Here is a 20,045-nt window from a genome sequence, read left to right on the forward strand (position 1 = left end):
ACAACTTGTTTACGGCAAACCAACGAACGACTGAAGGTGGCTTTGTGCCACACTGCGTAAAGAGAATAGAACACGGACGTTCGTACGTTGCCATCACCGACGCGTGACGGCATCATTCGATCCACATCAGGAGATCGCCATGTCGCACAAGGGAAGCTGTCATTGCGGACGCATCGCTTTCGAGGTCGAAGGCGAGCCAACCAGCGTCATGGCGTGCAACTGTTCGATATGCCAGCGCAAAGGCGCGCTGATGTGGTTCGTTCCCTTCGAGCACCTCCATCTCACGACACCCGAGCAGAACGCCAGCACGTACACCTTCAACAAGCACGTGATCCGCCACCGCTTCTGCCCCGTTTGCGGCATGCATCCGTATGGCGAAGGCACCGCGCCCGACGGTCGCCCGATGGCGGCCATCAACGTGCGCTGTCTCGAAGATATCGATATCGATGCGTTGCCCATCACGCATTACGACGGGCGCTCGCATTGACGTTCGCGCTCAGGGCGCTGTCTGCGCGCGAGGGTCAGGCGGGATTGGGCGTCCGCTCATTCTGCTCGCGCGCCCACTCGCGCACCGCGTTCGCGAACAGATGCAGCGCAGGCGGCGTATGCCGGTTTGCCGGGTAATAGAGGCAGCATTGCCCGAACGACGGCCCGGCCGCCGGCAGCACGTCGATCAGCACGCCTGCTGCAAGAAGCTCGCTCACCAGCGTCTCGGGCACCCACGCGATGCCGATTCCCGACAGCGCGGCCCACACCATCAGATTCAGGTTGCCGAGGGTGACAGAACCGCCGACATCGAGCGACACGCGTCGGCCGCGATGTTCGAGATCCCAGCGGAACAGCGCGCCGCTCTCGAAGCGAAAACGGATGCAGCGGTGGTCGAGCAAATCGTTCGGATTTTGCGGCATGCCATGTCGCTCGATGTACTCGGGTGAGGCAACCGCGCAAAAGCGCATCTCAGGTCCGAAGCGGACCGCGATCATGTCCCGCGGCACGTCTTCCATCACGCGGATACCCGCGTCGAAACCACCCGCCACGATATCGACGAGCCGCGTATCCACCACGAACTCCACATGAATCTCGGGATATTTCTCGAGGAACGTCGGCAGCACCTGCTGGATCACTTCTCTAGCGCCATTCTCGGAACAATTGATGCGAATCGATCCCGAAGGCCGGTGCTGCGCCGACGTAGCTTCATCCACCGCGTCTTCGAGATCGCGAATTGCGGGACTCACGCGACGCAATAACTGCTCGCCGGCCTCGGTGAGTGCCATCGATCGCGTCGTGCGCGTGAACAGCCGCACGTTCAGACGTCCCTCCAGCGCGCGCATCGCGTGACTCAGCGCGGACGGCGTCACGCCCATCGCGCGCGCAGCGGCGCTGAAGCTGCGGTGTTGTGCAATGGAAACGAAGGCCGATAGTTCCGACAGACCGGGACGCGGCATTAGTGAAAATCTCTCATAAGGTCTTGCAAACCCAGGCGGATTGTTGAGCGCAATTATCGAGCCTATTCTGTGGGTCCGTACCTGACTATCAAAGAGGAAATCATGCAGCAGCGCGAACTGGGCAAGTCCGGTCTCAAGGTATCCGCCATCGGACTGGGCTGTATGGGACTGAGTTTCGCATACGGCCCCGCGACGGAAGAGCAGCAGGCAATCCGTCTGCTTCACTCGGCGCTCGATCAGGGCGTCACCTTCTTCGACACCGCCGAAGCCTACGGCCCCCACACGAACGAGACCTTGCTCGGCAACGCTCTGTCGGCGAATCGCGACAAGGTCGTCATCGCCACCAAGTTCGGTTTCATCGACGGCCAGCCGCCGAAAGGTCTCGACAGCCGTCCGGAAACCATCCGGGCCGTCACCGAAGCTTCGCTCAAGCGGCTGAAAACGGACCACATCGATTTGCTTTACCAGCATCGCGTCGATCCCGCCGTGCCGATCGAAGACGTCGCAGGCACCGTGCGCGATCTCATCAAGGAAGGCAAGGTATTGCACTTCGGTTTGTCCGAGGCAGGCGCAAGCACGATCCGCCGCGCGCACGCCGTGCAACCCGTCGCCGCCGTGCAAAGCGAGTACTCGTTGTGGTGGCGCGAGCCGGAAGCCTCCGTGCTGCCGACGCTCGAAGAGCTGGGCATCGGTTTCGTGCCGTTCAGCCCGCTGGGCAAAGGCTTCCTGACGGGAGCCATCGACGCCAGCACGACCTTCGACAAAACGGACTTCCGTAACATCGTGCCGCGATTCACGGAAGAGAACCGCAAGGCCAATGCGGCACTCGTCGAAGCGCTCGGCGCGATTGCCGATAGCAAAGGCGTGACGCGCGCGCAGATCGCGCTGGCATGGTTGCTTGCACAAAAGCCGTGGATGGCGCCGATTCCCGGCACCACGAAGCTGTCTCGCCTCGAAGAAAATATCGGCGCGGCTTCGATCGTGTTGTCAGCGGAGGAACTCGCGCAAATCGACACGGCGCTGCATGGCATCGCGATTGTCGGCGACCGCTATCCTGCGCATCTTCAGCAACGCGTCGACCGCTAAGTAGCGAACGCGATGCGGACGACGCGCAGATCGCGTCGTCCGATTCTTCCGCTCAGCGCAGCGAGCGGAAGCTCACGCGCACCTCGTCCGTGAACTCTTGCGGTTGCTCCCAGGCTGCAAAGTGCCCGCCTCTGGGCAAACGGTTGTAGTGAATCAGCTTCGGATACGCCTTTTCCGTCCAGCTCTTTGGCGCCGAGTAGATTTCATCCGGGAACACGCTGACCGCGACGGGAATCGTGACGTGCTTCGGCGCAAAGAAGTTGAGCTTGTTCTCCCAATAGAGACGCGCCGACGAGATGCCCGTATTCGTCACCCAATACAGCGTGACATTGTCGAGTACATCGTCGCGCGACAGTCCTTCCGTCTGACCGTTGAACACGCGCGCAATCATCGCCTGACTCGCGGCGTCGTGATCGAGCATCCACGCGGCAAGACCGATCGGCGAATCTTCGATGCCATACAGCGTTTGCGGCCGGCCCGCCATCTCTTGCGCGTAACCCAGGCCATGCTTGTAGAAGTAGTCCAGTTGATCGAACGCGTGCTGTTCATCGGGCGACAGACCGGCGGGCGGCGGGTTGCCGTACTTGAGCGCATTCGCAATGTCGTCGGGTACGGTGGCGGGCATGTTCGTATGAATGCCGATGAGTCCCGGCGGCGTGAGAAGCGCCATCTGCTCCGTCACTGCATTGCCCCAATCTCCGCCCTGCGCGACGTATCGCGTGTAGCCGAGACGCTGCATCAGCACCACCCACGCGCGTGCAATCCGCGCTGGGTCCCAACCTGTTGCCGTCGGCTTGCCGGAGAACCCGTAGCCGGGAAGCGACGGAATCACGACATCGAACGCATCCGATGCACTGCCGCCGTGCGCTGTCGGATTGGTCAGCGGATCGATGACCTTCATTTGCTCGATGATCGAGCCGGGCCATCCATGCGTGATGATCATCGGCAACGCATCTTTCTGCTTCGATCGTACGTGGATGAAGTGAATGTCGAGCCCGTCGATTTCAGTGACGTATTGGGGCAGCGCATTCAGTCTCGCTTCCACCTTGCGCCAGTCGTAGTTAGTCGACCAGTAGGTGGCGAGCTTTTGCATCGTCGCGAGTTGCACGCCTTGTGATGCATCGGTGACGGTCTCGCGCTCGGGCCACTTGGTCGCCTTGATGCGTCGGCGCAGATCGGTCAGTTGCGATTCCGGCACGTGCACGCGAAGCTTGCGAATGGCCGTCTTGTCTCCGCCTGCCGCCGGCGTGATTTCAGTGACTGTCTGACTGGTTTGAGCAAAGGCGAATCGACTCAACGAACCTGCGGCGATCGCGGCTGCGGCCACGCCGATAAAGCGGCGACGCGACGGGACTTGAGGAAGGATATCGTTTTGCATGGAAGCTCCTGTTGGCAATAAGCACGAGTAGGTGGAGCGATGAGCGCCGCAGCGATTGATATCCCGGGCATACCGCTTATCACTGCCCGTCTGAAAGCCCATACGTCAAGCCATTCGGCAAAGCTCATATCGTCACCGGTTCGCTGCGAATCGAAATTCGTGATCCGTGAATCGTGATTCATGTTTCGCAGCAAGTGAGCGGATTATGTGAACGCGGGCACATGACGTAAATACCAGCGGCGGCACAACACTTGTGTCGGCGATGAACAACTCGTAGCCGATGCCGCGGATCGCGTCGCGCTTCGCGGCGACCGCGAGCCTGCTCACAGGAATGGCAGTAGTGCTACCCAAAACGTGACCAGTTCCGGAGACAGAACTACGGTGACGAGTTCGTGATCATGCGTGATCTTAATGACCTTGCCGATGTCACGCAGCGCAAGTACACGCCTTCCAATCAAGGTGCCGCTAACGCATCGATAGCGCCGCGTTCACGCCGTAACAGACCAAGTCGCAAACTCGCATTTCGCCCGCCCGTTTGAAAGCGATTTGCAAACAGCAGCCTCTTCCGCGACAGAAAAAATGCGCTGGATTGTTGCACCATAGCTCTCCTCGCGTAACCCCGATAGTGAGCCAATGCACACACATGCCCCTTCCGATGCAGCCACTTCATAGCTGGTCGTATGCTATTGCGGCACTTCCCAAGGCGTTTCTTTCGAGGATGGCTAGCTGCTTGACTCCGACACCGGAACAACGTCCGGAAGTGCACGGCGCTTGACACTATGCTTTTCATAGTGATATCTTGCATCATCGCGATGCATGACGTGAGACGTCACGATTCGTTCGACAAAAGTGGCTCGGCGCCGACAGCGAGACGCGACCAGTTCGCACCCTTTCCGAATGGAGAACTGCAATGTCCAATCCTGTTTATCGCGCGGAACGCACCGGCTTGCTGCTGGTCGATCCGTACAACGATTTTCTGTCGGAAGGCGGCAAGGTCTTCCCCATGATCAAGGAGATCGCCGCCGAAGTCGGATTGCTGGACAACCTTCGTGCGGCGGTCGCTGCCGCGCGCAAGGCCAACGTCCAGGTGTTCTATGTGCCGCACCGCCGCTGGGAACCGGGTGACTACGACAACTGGGATCATCCGAATCCGACGCAACGTCTCGTGCAGCAACGTCACACGTTCGAGAAGGGAACGTGGGGCGGCGAATTTCATCCTGACTTCCAGCCGCAGGCAGGCGACATCATCATCAAGGAACACTGGGCACAAAGCGGTTTCGCCAACACCGATCTCGACTTTCAGCTCAAGCAGCAAGGCGTCACGCATGTGATCGCCATCGGACTGCTGGCGAATACCTGCATGGAGTCGACGTGCCGCTTCGCGATGGAACTGGGCTATCACGTCACGCTCGTGCGCGATGCAACAGCCGCTTTCACGAAGGAAATGATGCACGCGGCCCACGAACTGAACGGCCCTACTTTCGCGCATGAAATCCTGAGAACGGCAGAGCTGGTCGCAGCGCTAGCCGAAGTACAGGGAGGCCGCTCATGACGCTCACTGGCAACCTCTTCATTGGCGCGCAGGAAGTGCCCGCCAGCGCGGGCTCGATGAAGGCGCTCAATCCCGCGACCAATGCCGAGATCGAACCGCCGTTCGCCTTTGGCGGCCGCGCGGAAGTGGAACGCGCGGCGCGCCTCGCCGATGAAGCGTTCGACAGCTACAACCATACGAGCCTCGCACAACGCGCCGCGTTCCTCGAACGCATCGCCGATGGGCTCGACGCCATCGCGTCCGAACTCGCGCAGCGCACGTCGCTGGAAACGGGCTTGCCCGTTGCGCAGCTCGAAGGCGAAGCGGCCAAGTCGGCCATACAGTTTCGCCAGTTCGCTACTGTCGTGCGCAAGGGGCGCTTCCGTCAGGTCGCTATCGATCCCGCTCAGCCCGATCGCCAGCCGCGCGCACGCATGGATCACCGGCTGCAGAAGATCGCGCTTGGTCCGGTTGCGATCTTTGGCGCCAGTAATTTTCCGATTTCCTATTCGGTCGCGGGCGGCGATACGGCCTCGGCGCTGGCTGCCGGTTGCCCCGTGATCCTGAAAGCGCACAACGCGCATCCAGGCGCTTCCGAAATGCAGGCCCGCGTGATCCAGCAGGCCGTGAAAGATGCGCAACTGCACGAAGGCGTGTTCTCGTTGCTGCGCGGCGGCGGCAATGAAATCGGCGAGGCGCTCGTCGATCATCCCCTCATTAAGGGCGTGACCTTCACCGGCTCGGAAGTGGGCGGCATGGCGCTATTTAGACGGGCGCAGCAGCGTCCCGATCCGATCCCCGTCTTCACCGAAATGACGAGCGTCAATCCGACCTTCGTGCTGCCGGCGGCACTCGCTGCGCGAGGCGCCGCAATCGGCGACGGTTTTACCGAACGCATGCTCGTCACGGTCGGCCAGGCGTGCCTGAAACCGGCGATCCTGCTCGCCATCGATGGTCCCGGCTACGGCGAACTGCGTCAGGCGATGCTCCCCCGCATCACCGACACGCCCGCGCGGACGATGCTCACGCCGGGCATCAATTCGGCGTATCGCAAGAACGTCGAGCGGCAGCGCGACGCAGGCGCTGAACGCATTGCCGCCGGCGGCGAACCACAAGGCAAGTGGGAAGGCCAGTCGGTGCTTTTCGAAGTCGACGGCGCGCGCATGCTGGAAGATCCGTCGCTGTCCGAAGAAGTCTTTGGACCCGCCGCGTTGCTGGTGCGCGTGAAAGACGTCGAGCAACTGATCGCAATCGCAAAGCAATTTGGCGGACAGCTCTCCGCCACCATGCAACTCGATCCCGCCGATCACCCGCTCGCCGCGCGGCTTCTGCCAGTTCTCGAACGCCGCACGGGGCGCATCGTCGTCAATGCGTTTTCGCATCCGCAGGAAGTGTCGTACGCGTCGATTCATGGCGGGCCGTTTCCCGCAACGTCTGACAGCCGCTTTACGTCGGTTGGCATGACTGCCATCGAACGCTTCCTGCGTCCCGTCTGCTATCAGGGCTTCCCGGACGATCTGCTGCCCGAGGCGCTGAAGCATGACAATCCGCTCGGCATCTGGCGACTCACCGACGGTGAGTTGTCGAAAGCCTGAATCAAGCCTGCAATCATGTGCTGGGCGCGCGACCGGTGCGTTTTACCGGTCGCGCGTTCGTGTTGTTTCGAAGCGCATGAATGCCGGCGCATCACCACAGACGGAAACCGTTTCATGGACAAGATTCACAGCCTGCGCGTTTTTTCGCGGGTCGTCGAAACCGGTAGTTTCACTGCCGTAGCGAACGTACTAGACAGCAATGTGGCGCGCGTCTCGCGTGCCGTTTCGGAACTGGAAAACGATTTGCGCGTGCGGCTCTTTCATCGCACGACGCGGCGCATCACGCTCACCGATGCCGGCGCCCGCTATTACGAGCGATGCCAGCAGATTCTCGCCGACCTCGACTACGCCGACGCCGAAGCCGGCAACGCGATGAACGAGCCGCACGGCACGCTGCGTGTGCACGCGATGCCGGGCCTAGGACAAACTCATCTCGCCGCATGCATCGTCGGCTATCAGGCGCGCTATCCGAACATCGAGATCGAACTCGTGTTGTCATCGACGATGCCGCGGCTCGTCGAGGAACAGTTCGACGTATCCGTCGTGACGGCGCGAACGCTGCCCGATTCGGGTTACGTCAGCCAGGTGACGGGCACGAGCTACAGCATGCTGGTCGCCGCGCCGTCGTATCTGGAGAAGCACGCGCCTCTGCGCTCGCCGGACGATCTGGACGGACACGCATTCGTGCGGCTGCAGTCGCCCGCCTCGTCGACGGATGGATGGCAACTCGAAGGCGCGGACGGCGACGTGCTGTTGAATGCGTCGGCGGCCCGCTACAGGATCAACGATCCCGAGGCTTTGCGCGTGGCGCTGCGCGCCGGCGCGGGCATCGGTGCGCTCGCAGTCTATTCGGCTATCGATGATCTTCGCGCAGGCACGCTGGTTCGCGTTCTGCCGCAATTCCAGCTGCCGACTCGCAACGTCTATTCGGTTTACGCTTCGCGCCGCTATGTCGATGCGAAGATCCGCACGTTCGTCGAATTCCTCAAGGAGGATCTCAGCGCGCGACTTGCTGCACAGGAAGCCACCTTGGTTTCGTGACAGCGCATGATGTCGTTCAGACCGCGACGATTCCCGTCAGACTACCGGCGTCGCGCAGCACGACGTGCGTGTCGGAGCCGTCGAGCGAAACGCGGCGGATCGTGCCGCCCAGATCGCTGACATAAGCGACGTTGCGGTAAGGATGCACGGACAATCCGATTGCCTCGTTGAAGCCGTCGAGCAATACCTCAGCATGCAAGCCCATCTCGTCACGCTGAAGCCGGCTGCGATTCAATGTGTTGCCGAACGGCGGCGCGCCGCGATCGGTCCAGTAAAGGGTCATCGTCGCCGCATCGAGTTCGAGATCGACGGGCTCCGGCAAGTTGTCGAAGAGGGTGTCGATATCGTCGCGCGATGCTGGCGACACGCTTTTGCGGCGCGGATTCAGCGGCGCGCGCAGGATGCGTCCCGTGTTCGATTTCGTCGCGCCCTTTTGCGTCCAGTAGATCTGCTCACGTTCGACATCGAGCGCGAGTCCGACACACCAGTTCCGTGCATCCGCCTGTTGATGCGCGCCATAGCCCGTTTGCACGAGCGTCTCCAGTGACGATCCGTCGAGCCTGCAGCGCATCACGCGCATGCCTTCGCGGTCGCACCAGTAGAGATGGCCGCCGCGTGGCTCGATGAGCAGTTGCTTTGGCGTGTGCGTTAATCCCGGCGGCACGATGGTCGTGAGGTCGCCGCCGTCGAGATCGCAACGCATGATGAAGCCGTCGTTGCGCGACGGCACGCCCATGTTGGTCCAGTAGAGATGACCGCGCGCCGTGTCGATGGCGATGCCGTCCGGTCCCGCACAGCAAGCGTCGACCAGCACTTCGAACCGGCCGCCGTCGCTCATCGTCGAAAGCACGCGATTGCCGCTGTGGTCGAGAAAGTACAGACGCATGTCATCTGATGCGCCCGCCTGCTCGCCGTGACGTTCCAGAAGCGCGTGCTCCATCATTGACCCGCGACGGCGAAGCCGCGATATGGCAGCAGCGGAACGAGCATCTGGATTTCGAGCTTGCCGGCCAGCATCAGCGGCAGTGCTTCGACGGTGGCACGCGCTGCGCTTTCGTCCGCCGCTTCGATCAGCAGGCACGCACCCGGCAGGTCCGCGCGGGTCCAGATCTGACGAATCGTATCAGTCGCGTACTTCTCCTTGACGTACGCGACTTCCATCGCACGCTGCTCATTCGTGACGGGCGTGGCGTCATGCTTGACGCGCATTGCAAACAGAAATTGCATGAGAACTCCTTCGACTTTCACGTGTTGTTGAACTTACGTGCAGTCTAAGAAGCATGCTCAAACGGAAAAAGACGGCGTTCCGTAAAAGCCTCTTTTACGGAACCTGAAAAATGCGGGCCTGCGGGTGATCAAAACGCCTTAGCAAGACGGAATGCCGAAACGGCTTCGCGCATCGTCTGCGCCTGGCTTTCCAGCGCACTCGCTGCGGCGGCCGCCTGCTCGACGAGCGCCGCATTCTGCTGTGTGACCTGGTCCATCTGGCTCACCGCGTGGCCTACCTGCTCGATGCCGTCGCTCTGCTCGGCCGTCGCTGTCGTGATTTCGCCCATGATGCCCGCGACGTTGCGCACTGACCGCACGATCTCAGTCATCGTCGCGCCCGCCTGCGTGACGAGTCCATTGCCGTTCTGCACGTGATCGAGGGAAGTGCCGATCAGCGCCTTGATCTCGCGTGCGGCGCCCGCGCTGCGCTGCGCGAGCGTGCGCACTTCGCCCGCTACGACGGCGAACCCGCGCCCCTGCTCGCCCGCGCGTGCCGACTCGACGGCCGCATTCAGCGCGAGAATATTCGTCTGAAACGCGATGCTGTCGATCATGCCGATGATGTCCGCGATCTTGCTCGAACTCGAGCTGATCTCGGCCATCGTGTGCACCGCGCGCTCGACCACGTCGCCGCCCTGCTGCGCGAGATCGGCGGCATTCGTGGCAAGCCTGTTAGCTTCGCGCGCGTGCTCGGCGTTCTGCTTCACGGTCGACGTTAGTTGCTCCATGCTCGCCGCCGTTTCTTCGAGCGACGCCGACTGCTCTTCCGTGCGACTCGACAGATCGAGATTGCCCGCCGCGATCTCGCGCGCCGCCGTATGAATTGCTTCACAGCTTTCGCGCACGCCGGAAACCGTCCGCGTGAGGCCCGACTGCATGCGGTGCATCGCGGCGAACAACTGACCGATCTCGCTCTTGCTCGCTTCGGGCACGCGCACCGTCAGATCGTTGGAGGCGATGCGATCGAGCACGTCGGCCGCCTGCGCAAGCGGCGTGGTGACCGTGCGTTGCAACGCGATGTACGCGAGCACGATCAGGCCGACTGCAATCGCGATGCCGAACATCACCGTGCCGACGATCCATTGATAGCGCTGATTGCCGCTCGCGAGCGCATCTTCGGAAAGCTGGTTCGCGAGCTTCTGGAATTTCTCGACGTTCGTCGAATAGGCCGCGCCCGATGCGGTGATGTCGCGATCGTTGAGCGCCGCGTAGGTAGCCGTGTCGCCGTTGCGCAATGCGTCGGCGGCACGGTTGAGCGTCGTGGCAAGTTGCGTCGCCGAATCGAGCAGTTGCTGCTTGAGCGCAGCGTCCATGCCGTCGAACGCATCCGACTTCTCGAAAGCCTGCGTCTCGCGCACGGACAGGTCGAGCGAGCGTTGCGCGCTCTGTAGCGCCGAGTCGCGCGTGGCCGTGTCATTGCGCTCCTTCAGCGCGGAGTAAGCGCGCACCATCGCCGAACGCGTGCGCGTCGTGTCCTTGTACGCATCGTTGACGAGAATCGTCTGACGCGCCATGTCCCGCAGATTTTGCGCATTGCCGTTGGTGATCTTCAGCGCCCCGATGCCGACCACGCCGCCCAGCAGAATCATCGTCGCGAATACCACAAGCAATGCAAGAAGGCTGGCCCGTACTGTCATGTTGCGCATGCTGATCGATGCCAGCACGCGCCGGCGAAGAGTTAAGTCAACAGCTTAACGGCAGTATCGGGCAGCGCTTTAGGACATTCGGGAAATATCGACTGGTTCGGACGGTCGATTGTGGCTAACTGGTTCGTTCACAGTTTCAGTGGAGCAGTCACATCGGCGTTGATGCGCGAACCGGGCCATTGCAGCGCGAGCGCGTTAATTGCGATGTTGGTGAAAGGCCGCAGAGATATCTCGCGTCGGGCTGAGGCGGTTGACCTCGCCCGAGCGAGCAATGCGTGAAGAGAGGCGCTACTTTTGCCAGAGCTACTGCGCGACTGTGGTTCACACAGTACGCAGCATCTCCAGCACCCGCGCGACATCTGCGTCGGCGAGGTCGCCCTCCGGTTCCTTGCGGGCGAGCAGCAAGTCCATCAGGTCGTTATCGCTTAGTTCGAGCAGGCGCGTGAGCGCGCCTACGTCTGCATCACTGAGATCATGCTCATATCGGCTAAAAAAACGCTCGAAGATCAGATCGTTTTCCAGCAGCCCACGCCGGGCGCGCCACTTCAGGCGCGCACGACGCAGCGGGTCGGACTGATGCGATGTTTCGTCCATCTCAGACCGCCCGGCGCACCATCAATTCCTTGATCTTGCCGATCGCCTTCGTCGGATTGAGCCCCTTCGGGCACACGTCGACGCAGTTCATGATCGTATGGCAACGGAACAGACGGTACGGATCTTCCAGGTTGTCCAGCCGCTCGCCCGTCGCCTCGTCGCGGCTGTCCGCGATGAAACGGTAGGCTTGCAGCAGGCCCGCCGGGCCGACGAACTTGTCCGGATTCCACCAGAAGCTCGGGCACGACGTCGAGCAGCTCGCGCACAGAATGCACTCGTACAGCCCGTCGAGTTCGTCACGCTCTTCCGGCGACTGCAGGCGCTCCTTCTCCGGCGGCGGCGTGTCGTTGATCAGATACGGCTTGATCGAGTGATACTGGTTGAAGAACTGCGTGAAGTCGCAGATCAGGTCGCGCACCACGGGCAGCCCGGGGAGCGGTCGCAGCACGATCTTCTGCGGCAGGTCGTTCAGGTTCGTCAGGCAGGCAAGACCGTTCTTGCCGTTGATGTTCATCGCGTCCGAGCCGCACACGCCCTCGCGGCAGGAGCGGCGGAACGACAGCGTTTCGTCCAGTGCCTTCAGCTTCACCAGCGCGTCGAGCAGCATGCGTTCGTGCGAGTCGATCTCGATCTCGTACGTCTGCATGCGCGGCGCGGCGTCCCTGTCCGGGTCGTAGCGGTAAATTTCGAATGTACGCTTGGCCATGGTGTGGGGTCCTTTGTGCTTTAGAAGGTACGCGCTTTGGGCGGCACCGATTCGACCGTCAGCGGGTTCATGTGCACCGGCTTGTAGTCGAGGCGGTCGCCTTCGCTGTACCACAGCGTATGGCGCAGCCAGTTCTCGTCGTCGCGATGTTCGAAGTCGTTCTGCGCATGCGCGCCGCGGCTTTCCTTGCGGGCTTCCGCCGACACCATCGTCGCGCGCGCCACTTCGATCAGGTTTTCCACTTCGAGCGCTTCGACGCGCGCCGTGTTGAACACCTTCGACTTGTCCTTCAGGTGTATATTCTCGACACGTGCGGCCACTTCGCGAATGCGCTCGACGCCTTCCGCCAGCAGCGCCGACGTACGGAACACGCCTGCGTGCGCCTGCATCGTCGAGCGGATATCGTTCGCCACGTTCTGCGCGTATTCGCCCGAGCTGGAGTTGTCCAGCTTCGCCAGACGCGACAGCGCGAAATCAGCGGCATCGGCCGGCAGCGGCTTGTGATCCTTGATTTCCTTCACATGCTTGACGATGTGGTTGCCGGCCGCGCGGCCGAACACCACGAGATCCAGCAGCGAGTTCGTGCCCAGGCGGTTCGCGCCGTGCACCGACACGCACGAGCATTCGCCCACCGCGTAGAAACCATTGATCGGGTCTTCGTGGCCCTTCGCGGTGCCGACGACCTGACCGTGAATGTTCGTCGGAATGCCGCCCATCTGGTAGTGGATGGTCGGCACAACCGGGATCGGCTCCTTGATGCAGTCGACGTTCGCGAACTTCAGCGCGATTTCGCGGATCGACGGCAGACGCTTCATGATCGTCTCGGCGCCGATGTGCGACAGGTCGAGCAGCACGTGGTCCTTGTTCGGACCGACGCCACGGCCTTCCTTGATTTCCTGGTCCATCGAGCGCGAAACGAAGTCGCGCGGCGCCAGATCCTTCAGCGTCGGCGCGTAGCGCTCCATGAAGCGCTCGCCGTCCGAGTTACGCAGGATGCCGCCTTCGCCGCGCACGCCTTCCGTGATCAGCACGCCTGCGCCTGCGACGCCCGTCGGGTGGAATTGCCAGAATTCCATGTCTTCGAGCGGGATGCCCGCGCGTGCGGCCATGCCCAGGCCGTCGCCCGTATTGATGAACGCATTGGTCGATGCCGCGAAGATCCGGCCCGCGCCGCCCGTGGCGAACAGCGTGGTCTTGCCTTCGAGGATATAGACGTCGCCCGTTTCCATTTCGAGCGCGGTCACGCCGAGCACGTCGCCTTCAGCGTCGCGGATCAGGTCCAGCGCCATCCATTCGACGAAGAACGTCGTCTTCGCCGCGACGTTCTGCTGGTACAGCGTGTGCAGGAGTGCGTGGCCGGTACGGTCAGCCGCCGCGCACGCGCGCTGAACGGGCTTCTCGCCGTAGTTGGCCGTGTGGCCGCCGAACGGACGCTGGTAGATCGTGCCATCCGCGTTACGGTCGAACGGCATGCCGAAGTGTTCGAGTTCGTAGACGGCGTTCGGTGCTTCGCGGCACATGAACTCGATCGCGTCCTGGTCGCCGAGCCAGTCGGAGCCCTTGATCGTGTCGTAGAAGTGGTAGTGCCAGTTGTCTTCGCTCATGTTGCCGAGCGAGGCGCCGATGCCGCCCTGGGCAGCAACGGTATGCGAGCGCGTCGGGAACACCTTCGACAGCACGCAGACGGACAGGCCCGCACGCGCGAGTTGCAGCGACGCGCGCATCCCCGAGCCGCCCGCGCCAACGATGACCACGTCGAAGCGGCGACGCGGCAGGGAATTCTTGATTGCAGCCATTCTTTACACTCTCCAGAGAATCTGCGCAGCGTAGCCCGCACACGCGAGCAGCCAGACGATCGTCAACGCCTGCAGCAGAAGCCGCGTGCCAACGGGCTTGATGTAGTCCATCCAGATGTCCCGGATGCCGACCCACGCGTGATAGAACAGCGACAGCAGCGCGACGAAGGTGGCGAGCTTCATCCACTGCGTGGCGAAGATGCCTGCCCAGCCGTCGTAAGAGAATGCGTGCGCGCCGAAGAACCAGGCGAGCAGGATGACGGTGTACACGGCCATGATGACGGCCGTGATGCGCTGCGCGAGCCAGTCGCGTAGACCATAGTGCGCGCCGACCACCAGGCGCTTGGAGCCAACTCGGTTATTAGCGGACATGTTTTTAGAATGCTCCGAACAGTTTGAGCGCGAAGGCGATCGTCAGGATCGACGACACCACCAGCACGACGACCGACGTGCTCTTGCCGCGCTCTTTCGACACCGCGTCGTGGTTCATGTCCATCATCAGATGGCGCACGCCCGCGCAGAAGTGGAACAGGAACGCCCAGGCCAGCACCAGCGTGATCAGCTTGACGATGATGTTGGACAGGAAGCCCTTGAACACCTCGAAGCTCAGTTCGGAGGTCAGGCTCTGGTCAAAGAGGTAAAGCAGGAACGGAAGGAAAACGAACAGCAGGCCGCCGCTCAGGCGGTGAAGGATCGACACCCGCCCCGCGAGAGGAAGACGGTATGCCGTCAATATCTGCCCGATACCGATGTTCCGGTATTCCGGCCTCGGTTTTTTCAATGTGTCTGCCACAGTAGACCCCTTTCGGTTCTCAAAACGAAACAACGTCGGCATAGCCGCACGCCACCCCAGGCGCGATGCGTCCTGCCTTTCTCCTCTTGACGATTGTTGGGGACGTTATCCGGGGAGACGTACAGGGGCGGCGGACCGCGCGATAGCGATATTTTGTCGCGGGACTGTTATACTGTCCAATATCTATCGCGTCTTTCTGAAATAGCTTTTCCATATATCGCATGGAACTGCGCCATATCCGTTACTTCCTCGCCGTTGCCGAAGAGCGCAACGTCACCCGCGCCGCTGAACGGCTGGGCATCGGTCAGCCGCCGCTGAGCCAGCAAATCCATGCACTCGAAGACGAAATGGGCGTGCGCCTGTTTCGCCGCACGGGGCATGGCGTCGTGCTGACGGAAGCGGGCGAAGCCTTCGCCGCCGACGCCAAGCGCATCCTGCACGACACGCGCATCGCCGTCGAAAAGGCGCAGAGCGCCGGGCGCGGCGAGATCGGGCAACTGAACATCGGCTTTACGGGGTCTGCGGCTTTCAATCCTGTCGTCTCGAAGCTGATCCGCGCGTACCGGCAGGCTTATCCGAACGTCACGCTCACGCTGGCGGAAGGCAATACGGCGCAACTGCTCGCTTATCTCGACGAACGCCGTGTGGACGTCGCGTTCGTGCGTCTCGGCAGTCAGTCGCCCGCTGGCGTGCAGTTCCATCACATCGCAATCGAACCGATGAAGATCGTGCTGCCCGCCACGCATCGTCTTGCGAAGAAGCGCAAGATCGCTCTGTCGGATCTGGCCGAAGACCCGTTCGTGATGCTGCCGCGAGAGGCTAGCCCGACGTTGCATGATGTGATTGTCGGTGCGTGCAGGGAGGCGGGCTTCGAGCCGATTGCCGGGCAGCAAGCGCCGCAGTTGTCGTCAGTGGTGAATCTCGTGGCGGCGGAGTTTGGGGTGTCGCTGGTGCCGGCTTCTGTTTGTCAGATACGGGTTGAAGGCGTCGTGTACATCGACGCACTCGGCAAACCTATTTCGATCCGGCTGGTGCTGGCATCGCGGATCGAATCGACGCCAGCAAAGACGGCGAATTTTCTCCAGCAGGCTTCGGTGTTTGCGGCGGACATGTCCTAGCGTAGCGCGCCAGAGTAGGTGTGACTGGCGACACTGCTGGACAACCAAAGCCTAGGAAGGTCTGAATAACCCGTTTTTTTCGTTGGACTTCTAAACGAACACCTGGAGTGAAGAGCGCGTCGTCATCCGCACGTTGCTGAATCACTACCAGTCGCATCTTTGCTGGCCGGCGCTGTGCTCATGCGGCGCATTTTCTTCCGTTGTTGCGCCACTTCACAGCATCTTGCGCGCCATCCACAGATTGGCCAGGGCGAACTGCGTTTCGATGTGCGCCGTGTTCTTTGCCAGTCCCCGATATCTCGCCTTCAGATATCCAAACTGGCATTTCAGTACGCGAAACGGGTGCTCCACCTTCGCTCTCACGCCCGCCTTGAGTCGCTCGATCTTGTTGTAGATCCTGTCCAGCCGCTTTCTCTTGTCCAGCTTGTTTCGCTTGCTCGGTCTCATCGCGACGTACCACTGGACCGTACCCGTTTCGCCTCGCTTCTCGATGCCCACATAGCCGGCATCGGCAAACGCAACCTGCTCTTTGCCATGCAACAGTTCATGCGCCACCGTGATGTCATGAACGTTCGCCGGCGTGCACTTCACGGTGTGCACCAGTCCCGACTCCACATCGACTCCGATGTGTGCCTTCATGCCGAAGTACCAGCTACCGCCTTTTTGCGTCTGACGCATCTCCGGGTCTCGCGTGCCGGGCTTCTTCGTCGAATTGGGTGCCGAAATCAGCGTCGCATCGACCGCTGAGCCCACCTTGAGCATCAGGCCTTTCGCCTGCAGGATCTCGTTGACCGTCGCCAGTATCCTGGTCGACAGTTCATTGGCCTCAAGCAGGTGGCGGAACCGCAGGATCGTGCTCTCGTCTGGCAGCCGCGTTATGCCCGTGTCCAGCAGCGCGAACTCCCGATACAGCGGGATGTCGTGTAGCGCCTCCTCCATCGCCGGGTCCGAGAGACTGAACCACTGCTGCAGGAAGTGAATGCGCAGCATCGTCTGTATGGGAAACGGCGGGCGCCCGGTCTTGCCTTTGGGATAGTGTGGCTCGATGAGAGCGATCAGTTTCTGCCACGGCACCACGCGAGTCATCTCGTCGAGAAACTCGCGCTTGCGGGTACGCTTCGTTGACAGATCCAGACCAAGACCAAGCTGTGTCATCACGCCACTCCCTTGACTATCCTGCTTCCAGGATAGTCAACCCTCACGGCAATGCCAGGACCTTTTGCAGAGATTCCCCTACATTGTCATGAACGCATCCACGGCATCGACTCGTCTGCGGTGCCTTTTCGATCTTACGGAACGCAAGGCGGCGGAAGAAAAAGTCCGCGAGAGCGAGCAGCGCTATCGCGAGGTGCAGGCCGAGCTGGGCCGAAGCCGGTCCTATGGAACAGTTGTCGACGCACCGAACGCTTCAATTGTACGGAAGGCACGAAACCCAAAAGCAGTCGAGTGACACGGCTTTCATCCCTGAACGTCATTCGACTCGAAATAGAACCGCTGAACCTCAGCCCGCGAGCTTCGACAGCAGCGGGTTCGCGAACGCAAACAGCATGGCCACACCGACGCCAATCAGGAACGACGCGTCGATCAGACCGGCGAGCAGAAACATTTTGGTTTGCAGCGGATTCATCAGTTACGGCTGCCGAGCGGCGGCCTCAATGTACTTGCCGCCCATCAGTCCAATACCGATACAGGCGCCGATAGCACCGAGGCCGATGATGATGCCGATACCGATGGCGGTCAGACCTTGGATGTTGGCGATCAAAGCTTGCATGACCACTCCTTGAGAAAAGTTGTTCTGGAACTGGGATTCAAAAAGCGACGCCGCGTCCACACACCCCGAAGGCGCGCTTGCGTACGCTTCGGGGTCGTTTCTGCAGTCACGGGTTGAAGCGCTTTCCTGCCCGCCGTGATCGTTAAAAATCCTGCACGGTGGGACGGATCACGATCTCGTTGACGTCGACCGAACGGGGCTGCTCGATCGCATAAGCGATGGCCTGCGCAATGGCATCGGCCGGAATGGCCATCTTGTAGAAATCGACGACGAAGTCGCGGCTGTCTTCATGGCCCGAACCGAACTTGAGTTCGGTGTCGATCGCGCCCGGTGAGATCACCGTGGTGCGGATGTTGCCTCCAACCTCGTGACGCAGACCTTCAGAAATGGCCCGAACCGCGAACTTCGTGCCCGAATACACCGTGCCGCCGGGGCTGAAGACTTTCAGACCCACGACCGACGCGATGTTGACGAAGTGACCGGACTGCTGCCTTTCAAAGACCGGCAACGCCGCTGCGACGCCGTAAAGAAGGCCTTTGATATTGATGTCGATCATGCGGTCCCATTCGTCGGTCTTGCGCAGCGACAGGGGCGCGATGGCCATCAGGCCGGCGTTGTTGACCATCACATCGAGGCGGCCGTGTTGCGAGACGACGTCGCCGATCAGGCGATTGACCTGTGCCTGATCCGTGACGTCGACCTGGTGAACCGATGCCTTGCCGCCCTTTGCCTCGATTTCAGCGGCAATGCGGTTGAGGTTGTCGATGCGGCGAGCGGCCAGCGCGACGGTGGCGCCGTTCGAGGCAAGGAGCTTTGCGGTGGCTTCTCCGATGCCGCTGGAAGCACCGGTAATGACGACGACTTTGCTAGACATGGTATCTCTCCGAGGAGGTTGAAGTGCATGGAGAGAAGTGTCGTCCTCGGGGACATTTTTGATTAGACTGGAATATATGTAATCTCTTTTCCATCCGTGCAAAGGTCTCGTATGTCCGAACTGGCCGACTTGAATGACATCGCCGTGTTTGTGCGGGTGGCGCAATTCGAGAGCTTTAGCCGCGCTGCACGGGCCTTGGGCATGCCCGTCTCCACCGTCAGTCGCAAGGTGACAGCGCTCGAGGAACGCCTTGGCGTGACGCTGATCCAGCGCACGACCCGCAAGCTCAGCCTGACCGCACAGGGACGGGCCTATTTCGATCAGTGCAGTGAGCCGCTGAGCCATCTGTATGACGCGGAACGCGTGATCACGCAGACGCAAAAGAAGCCCGAAGGTCTGCTGCGCATCTCCGGTCCCGTGATGCTGGAACAGGAGTCGTTTTACGCGTTCGTCTCGTCGTTTCTAAAGAAATATCCGGGCATCCAGGTGGATCTTCACTTCACCAACCTTTTCCTGGACCTGATCGCCGAAAACGTCGACGTCGCGATCCGCTTCGGCGATCTGCAGGACTCGAGTCTTGTTGCACAACGCGTGGGAAGAAGTGTCCGGCATCTTGTCGCTTCGCCCGAATACGTCCGCAATCACGATCTCCCCTCGCGGCCCGAAGACATCAGTCAACTTCCTTGCGTGCTGATCAATGCTCGAAACAACGAGACGGAATGGCATCTGGTCAGTGGCCGGAAGTCGGTCAAGGTTCACGTGACGGGTCCCGTAGCCGCGCGCGATTTTCACATCGTCAGCGCTTTTGCGCTCCGCGGGCACGGCATCGCATTGCTTCCGTCCAGCTATTGCGATGCACATATCGCTAGCGGAGAACTTGTTCGTATCTTGCCGGAATGGTCGTCACCGGAAATATTCGTGCATGCCGTCTATCCGACGCGCCGCTTCATGCCGTCGAAGTTAAAAGCGTTTCTCGATGAACTCAAAGCGTGGAAAGGCCCGCTTTGGCTTCCACTGCGATGAAGCGTTCTGCGACACGACGGGGCGGTGGTTGCCAGATCGCGCTCGGGCGCGCGTTTTCGTGTCTCTTGGGGCGATAGCTATTGTGTCCTACCGCCAGCCAGGCGCGGGGGCAACGTGGGTCAAAATGGATTCGATAACGTGGGCGCAGTACTCCACGCCCAGTTGATTCGGCACGGTCAGAAGTAATGTATCGGCCGTCCGCGCCGAGTTCCTCGGCAGCGACCGCCATGTCGATCGATTGCAGCAAGACATCCGATGCCGACCGTGTCAGCGAATGCCTCGAATGGTCCAGTGGTCGAACGAGAGAAAGCCGATTCTTTTCATTCAGACGTCGCACGAACGCGTTAGTAGACCAAAACAGTATTTCGCCCGAGCCGAT

19 protein-coding genes and 1 pseudogene are annotated in these 20,045 nt (G+C 61.1%); 7 read left to right on the plus strand and 13 right to left on the minus strand.

Going from position 1 to position 20,045, the window contains the following annotated elements; translation table 11 throughout:
* The first annotated feature begins 139 nt into the window (after positions 1 to 139).
* Positions 140 to 487: a GFA family protein gene (locus C2L64_RS43280; RefSeq protein WP_009770032.1), complete on the plus strand. Its 348-nt coding sequence runs from the start codon at positions 140 to 142 to the stop codon at positions 485 to 487.
* 34 nt (positions 488 to 521) lie between these two features.
* Here the strand turns inward: C2L64_RS43280 and C2L64_RS43285 are convergent, their stop codons facing one another.
* A complete protein-coding gene (locus C2L64_RS43285; RefSeq protein WP_009770031.1) occupies positions 522 to 1,445 on the minus strand; it encodes a LysR family transcriptional regulator in 924 nt (307 codons plus the stop codon).
* Between the two features lie 102 nt (positions 1,446 to 1,547).
* On the opposite strand from C2L64_RS43285, the gene C2L64_RS43290 reads away from it, so the two are divergent.
* Entirely contained in the window at positions 1,548 to 2,531 is a 984-nt protein-coding gene (locus C2L64_RS43290) for an aldo/keto reductase (RefSeq protein WP_009770030.1), read from the plus strand.
* Between the two features lie 52 nt (positions 2,532 to 2,583).
* Here C2L64_RS43290 and C2L64_RS43295 read toward each other — a convergent pair whose 3' ends face one another.
* A complete protein-coding gene (locus C2L64_RS43295) occupies positions 2,584 to 3,909 on the minus strand; it encodes an epoxide hydrolase family protein (RefSeq protein WP_009770029.1) in 1,326 nt (441 codons plus the stop codon).
* 910 nt (positions 3,910 to 4,819) lie between these two features.
* On the opposite strand from C2L64_RS43295, the gene C2L64_RS43305 reads away from it, so the two are divergent.
* The 3 genes from C2L64_RS43305 (at position 4,820) to C2L64_RS43315 (ending at position 8,076) form a co-directional block, all read left to right on the plus strand.
* Positions 4,820 to 5,461: an isochorismatase family cysteine hydrolase gene (locus C2L64_RS43305; protein ID WP_007737883.1), complete on the plus strand. Its 642-nt coding sequence runs from the start codon at positions 4,820 to 4,822 to the stop codon at positions 5,459 to 5,461.
* Entirely contained in the window at positions 5,458 to 7,035 is a 1,578-nt protein-coding gene (locus tag C2L64_RS43310; RefSeq protein ID WP_009770028.1) for an aldehyde dehydrogenase (NADP(+)), read from the plus strand. Before C2L64_RS43305 ends, C2L64_RS43310 begins: the two co-directional genes overlap by 4 nt.
* Positions 7,036 to 7,149: 114 nt before the next feature.
* The gene (locus tag C2L64_RS43315) at positions 7,150 to 8,076 is read left to right on the plus strand and encodes a LysR family transcriptional regulator (protein ID WP_009770027.1); all 927 of its coding nucleotides are present in this window, start codon (positions 7,150 to 7,152) and stop codon (positions 8,074 to 8,076) included.
* A gap of 16 nt (positions 8,077 to 8,092) precedes the next feature.
* Here the strand turns inward: C2L64_RS43315 and C2L64_RS43320 are convergent, their stop codons facing one another.
* From C2L64_RS43320 to sdhC, 8 genes are all read right to left on the minus strand, one after another.
* The gene (locus C2L64_RS43320) at positions 8,093 to 9,019 is read right to left on the minus strand and encodes a YncE family protein (RefSeq protein WP_051058278.1); all 927 of its coding nucleotides are present in this window, start codon (positions 9,017 to 9,019) and stop codon (positions 8,093 to 8,095) included.
* Positions 9,016 to 9,303, minus strand: a complete 288-nt coding sequence (locus C2L64_RS43325; RefSeq protein WP_009770025.1) for a hypothetical protein — start codon at positions 9,301 to 9,303, stop codon at positions 9,016 to 9,018. The genes C2L64_RS43320 and C2L64_RS43325 overlap by 4 nt, the downstream gene beginning before the upstream one ends.
* Before the next feature lie 128 nt (positions 9,304 to 9,431).
* Positions 9,432 to 10,991, minus strand: a complete 1,560-nt coding sequence (locus C2L64_RS43330) for a methyl-accepting chemotaxis protein (protein ID WP_009770024.1) — start codon at positions 10,989 to 10,991, stop codon at positions 9,432 to 9,434.
* Between the two features lie 321 nt (positions 10,992 to 11,312).
* A complete protein-coding gene (locus C2L64_RS43335; RefSeq protein WP_009770023.1) occupies positions 11,313 to 11,585 on the minus strand; it encodes an FAD assembly factor SdhE in 273 nt (90 codons plus the stop codon).
* A gap of 1 nt (position 11,586) precedes the next feature.
* Complete coding sequence (locus C2L64_RS43340) at positions 11,587 to 12,291, minus strand: succinate dehydrogenase iron-sulfur subunit (RefSeq protein WP_007579629.1); 705 nt, start codon at positions 12,289 to 12,291, stop codon at positions 11,587 to 11,589.
* Between the two features lie 20 nt (positions 12,292 to 12,311).
* On the minus strand, positions 12,312 to 14,087 hold the full coding sequence (gene sdhA, locus C2L64_RS43345; protein WP_079500471.1) for a succinate dehydrogenase flavoprotein subunit: 1,776 nt from the start codon (positions 14,085 to 14,087) through the stop codon (positions 12,312 to 12,314).
* 3 nt (positions 14,088 to 14,090) lie between these two features.
* Positions 14,091 to 14,459 (minus strand): succinate dehydrogenase, hydrophobic membrane anchor protein, encoded by a 369-nt coding sequence (sdhD, locus tag C2L64_RS43350; protein WP_007578582.1) that lies wholly within the window; start codon positions 14,457 to 14,459, stop codon positions 14,091 to 14,093.
* A 4-nt stretch (positions 14,460 to 14,463) separates the two neighbouring features.
* The gene (gene sdhC, locus C2L64_RS43355; protein ID WP_407671885.1) at positions 14,464 to 14,922 is read right to left on the minus strand and encodes a succinate dehydrogenase, cytochrome b556 subunit; all 459 of its coding nucleotides are present in this window, start codon (positions 14,920 to 14,922) and stop codon (positions 14,464 to 14,466) included.
* Between the two features lie 179 nt (positions 14,923 to 15,101).
* Here sdhC and C2L64_RS43360 point away from each other — a divergent pair, with 179 nt between their 5' ends.
* Positions 15,102 to 15,998 carry a LysR family transcriptional regulator gene (locus C2L64_RS43360; protein ID WP_007578535.1) on the plus strand — a complete coding sequence of 299 codons (897 nt, stop codon included), beginning with the start codon at positions 15,102 to 15,104 and terminating at the stop codon, positions 15,996 to 15,998.
* A gap of 213 nt (positions 15,999 to 16,211) precedes the next feature.
* On the opposite strand, the gene C2L64_RS43365 is transcribed toward C2L64_RS43360, so the two are convergent.
* From C2L64_RS43365 to C2L64_RS43375, 3 genes and pseudogenes are all read right to left on the minus strand, one after another.
* Positions 16,212 to 17,153 carry an IS5 family transposase gene (locus C2L64_RS43365; RefSeq protein WP_007578536.1) on the minus strand — a complete coding sequence of 314 codons (942 nt, stop codon included), beginning with the start codon at positions 17,151 to 17,153 and terminating at the stop codon, positions 16,212 to 16,214.
* 346 nt (positions 17,154 to 17,499) lie between these two features.
* Positions 17,500 to 17,769: pseudogene (gene atpE / locus C2L64_RS43370) on the minus strand (F0F1 ATP synthase subunit C).
* A gap of 142 nt (positions 17,770 to 17,911) precedes the next feature.
* Positions 17,912 to 18,643, minus strand: a complete 732-nt coding sequence (locus tag C2L64_RS43375; protein ID WP_007578542.1) for an SDR family oxidoreductase — start codon at positions 18,641 to 18,643, stop codon at positions 17,912 to 17,914.
* Positions 18,644 to 18,754: 111 nt separating this feature from the next.
* On the opposite strand from C2L64_RS43375, the gene C2L64_RS43380 reads away from it, so the two are divergent.
* Positions 18,755 to 19,666, plus strand: coding sequence for a LysR family transcriptional regulator (locus C2L64_RS43380; RefSeq protein WP_007578545.1), 912 nt, complete (start codon positions 18,755 to 18,757; stop codon positions 19,664 to 19,666).
* Positions 19,667 to 20,045 lie beyond the last annotated feature (379 nt).

The sequence above is a fragment of the Paraburkholderia hospita genome (assembly GCF_002902965.1).
Taxonomy (GTDB): Bacteria; Pseudomonadota; Gammaproteobacteria; order Burkholderiales; family Burkholderiaceae; genus Paraburkholderia; species Paraburkholderia hospita.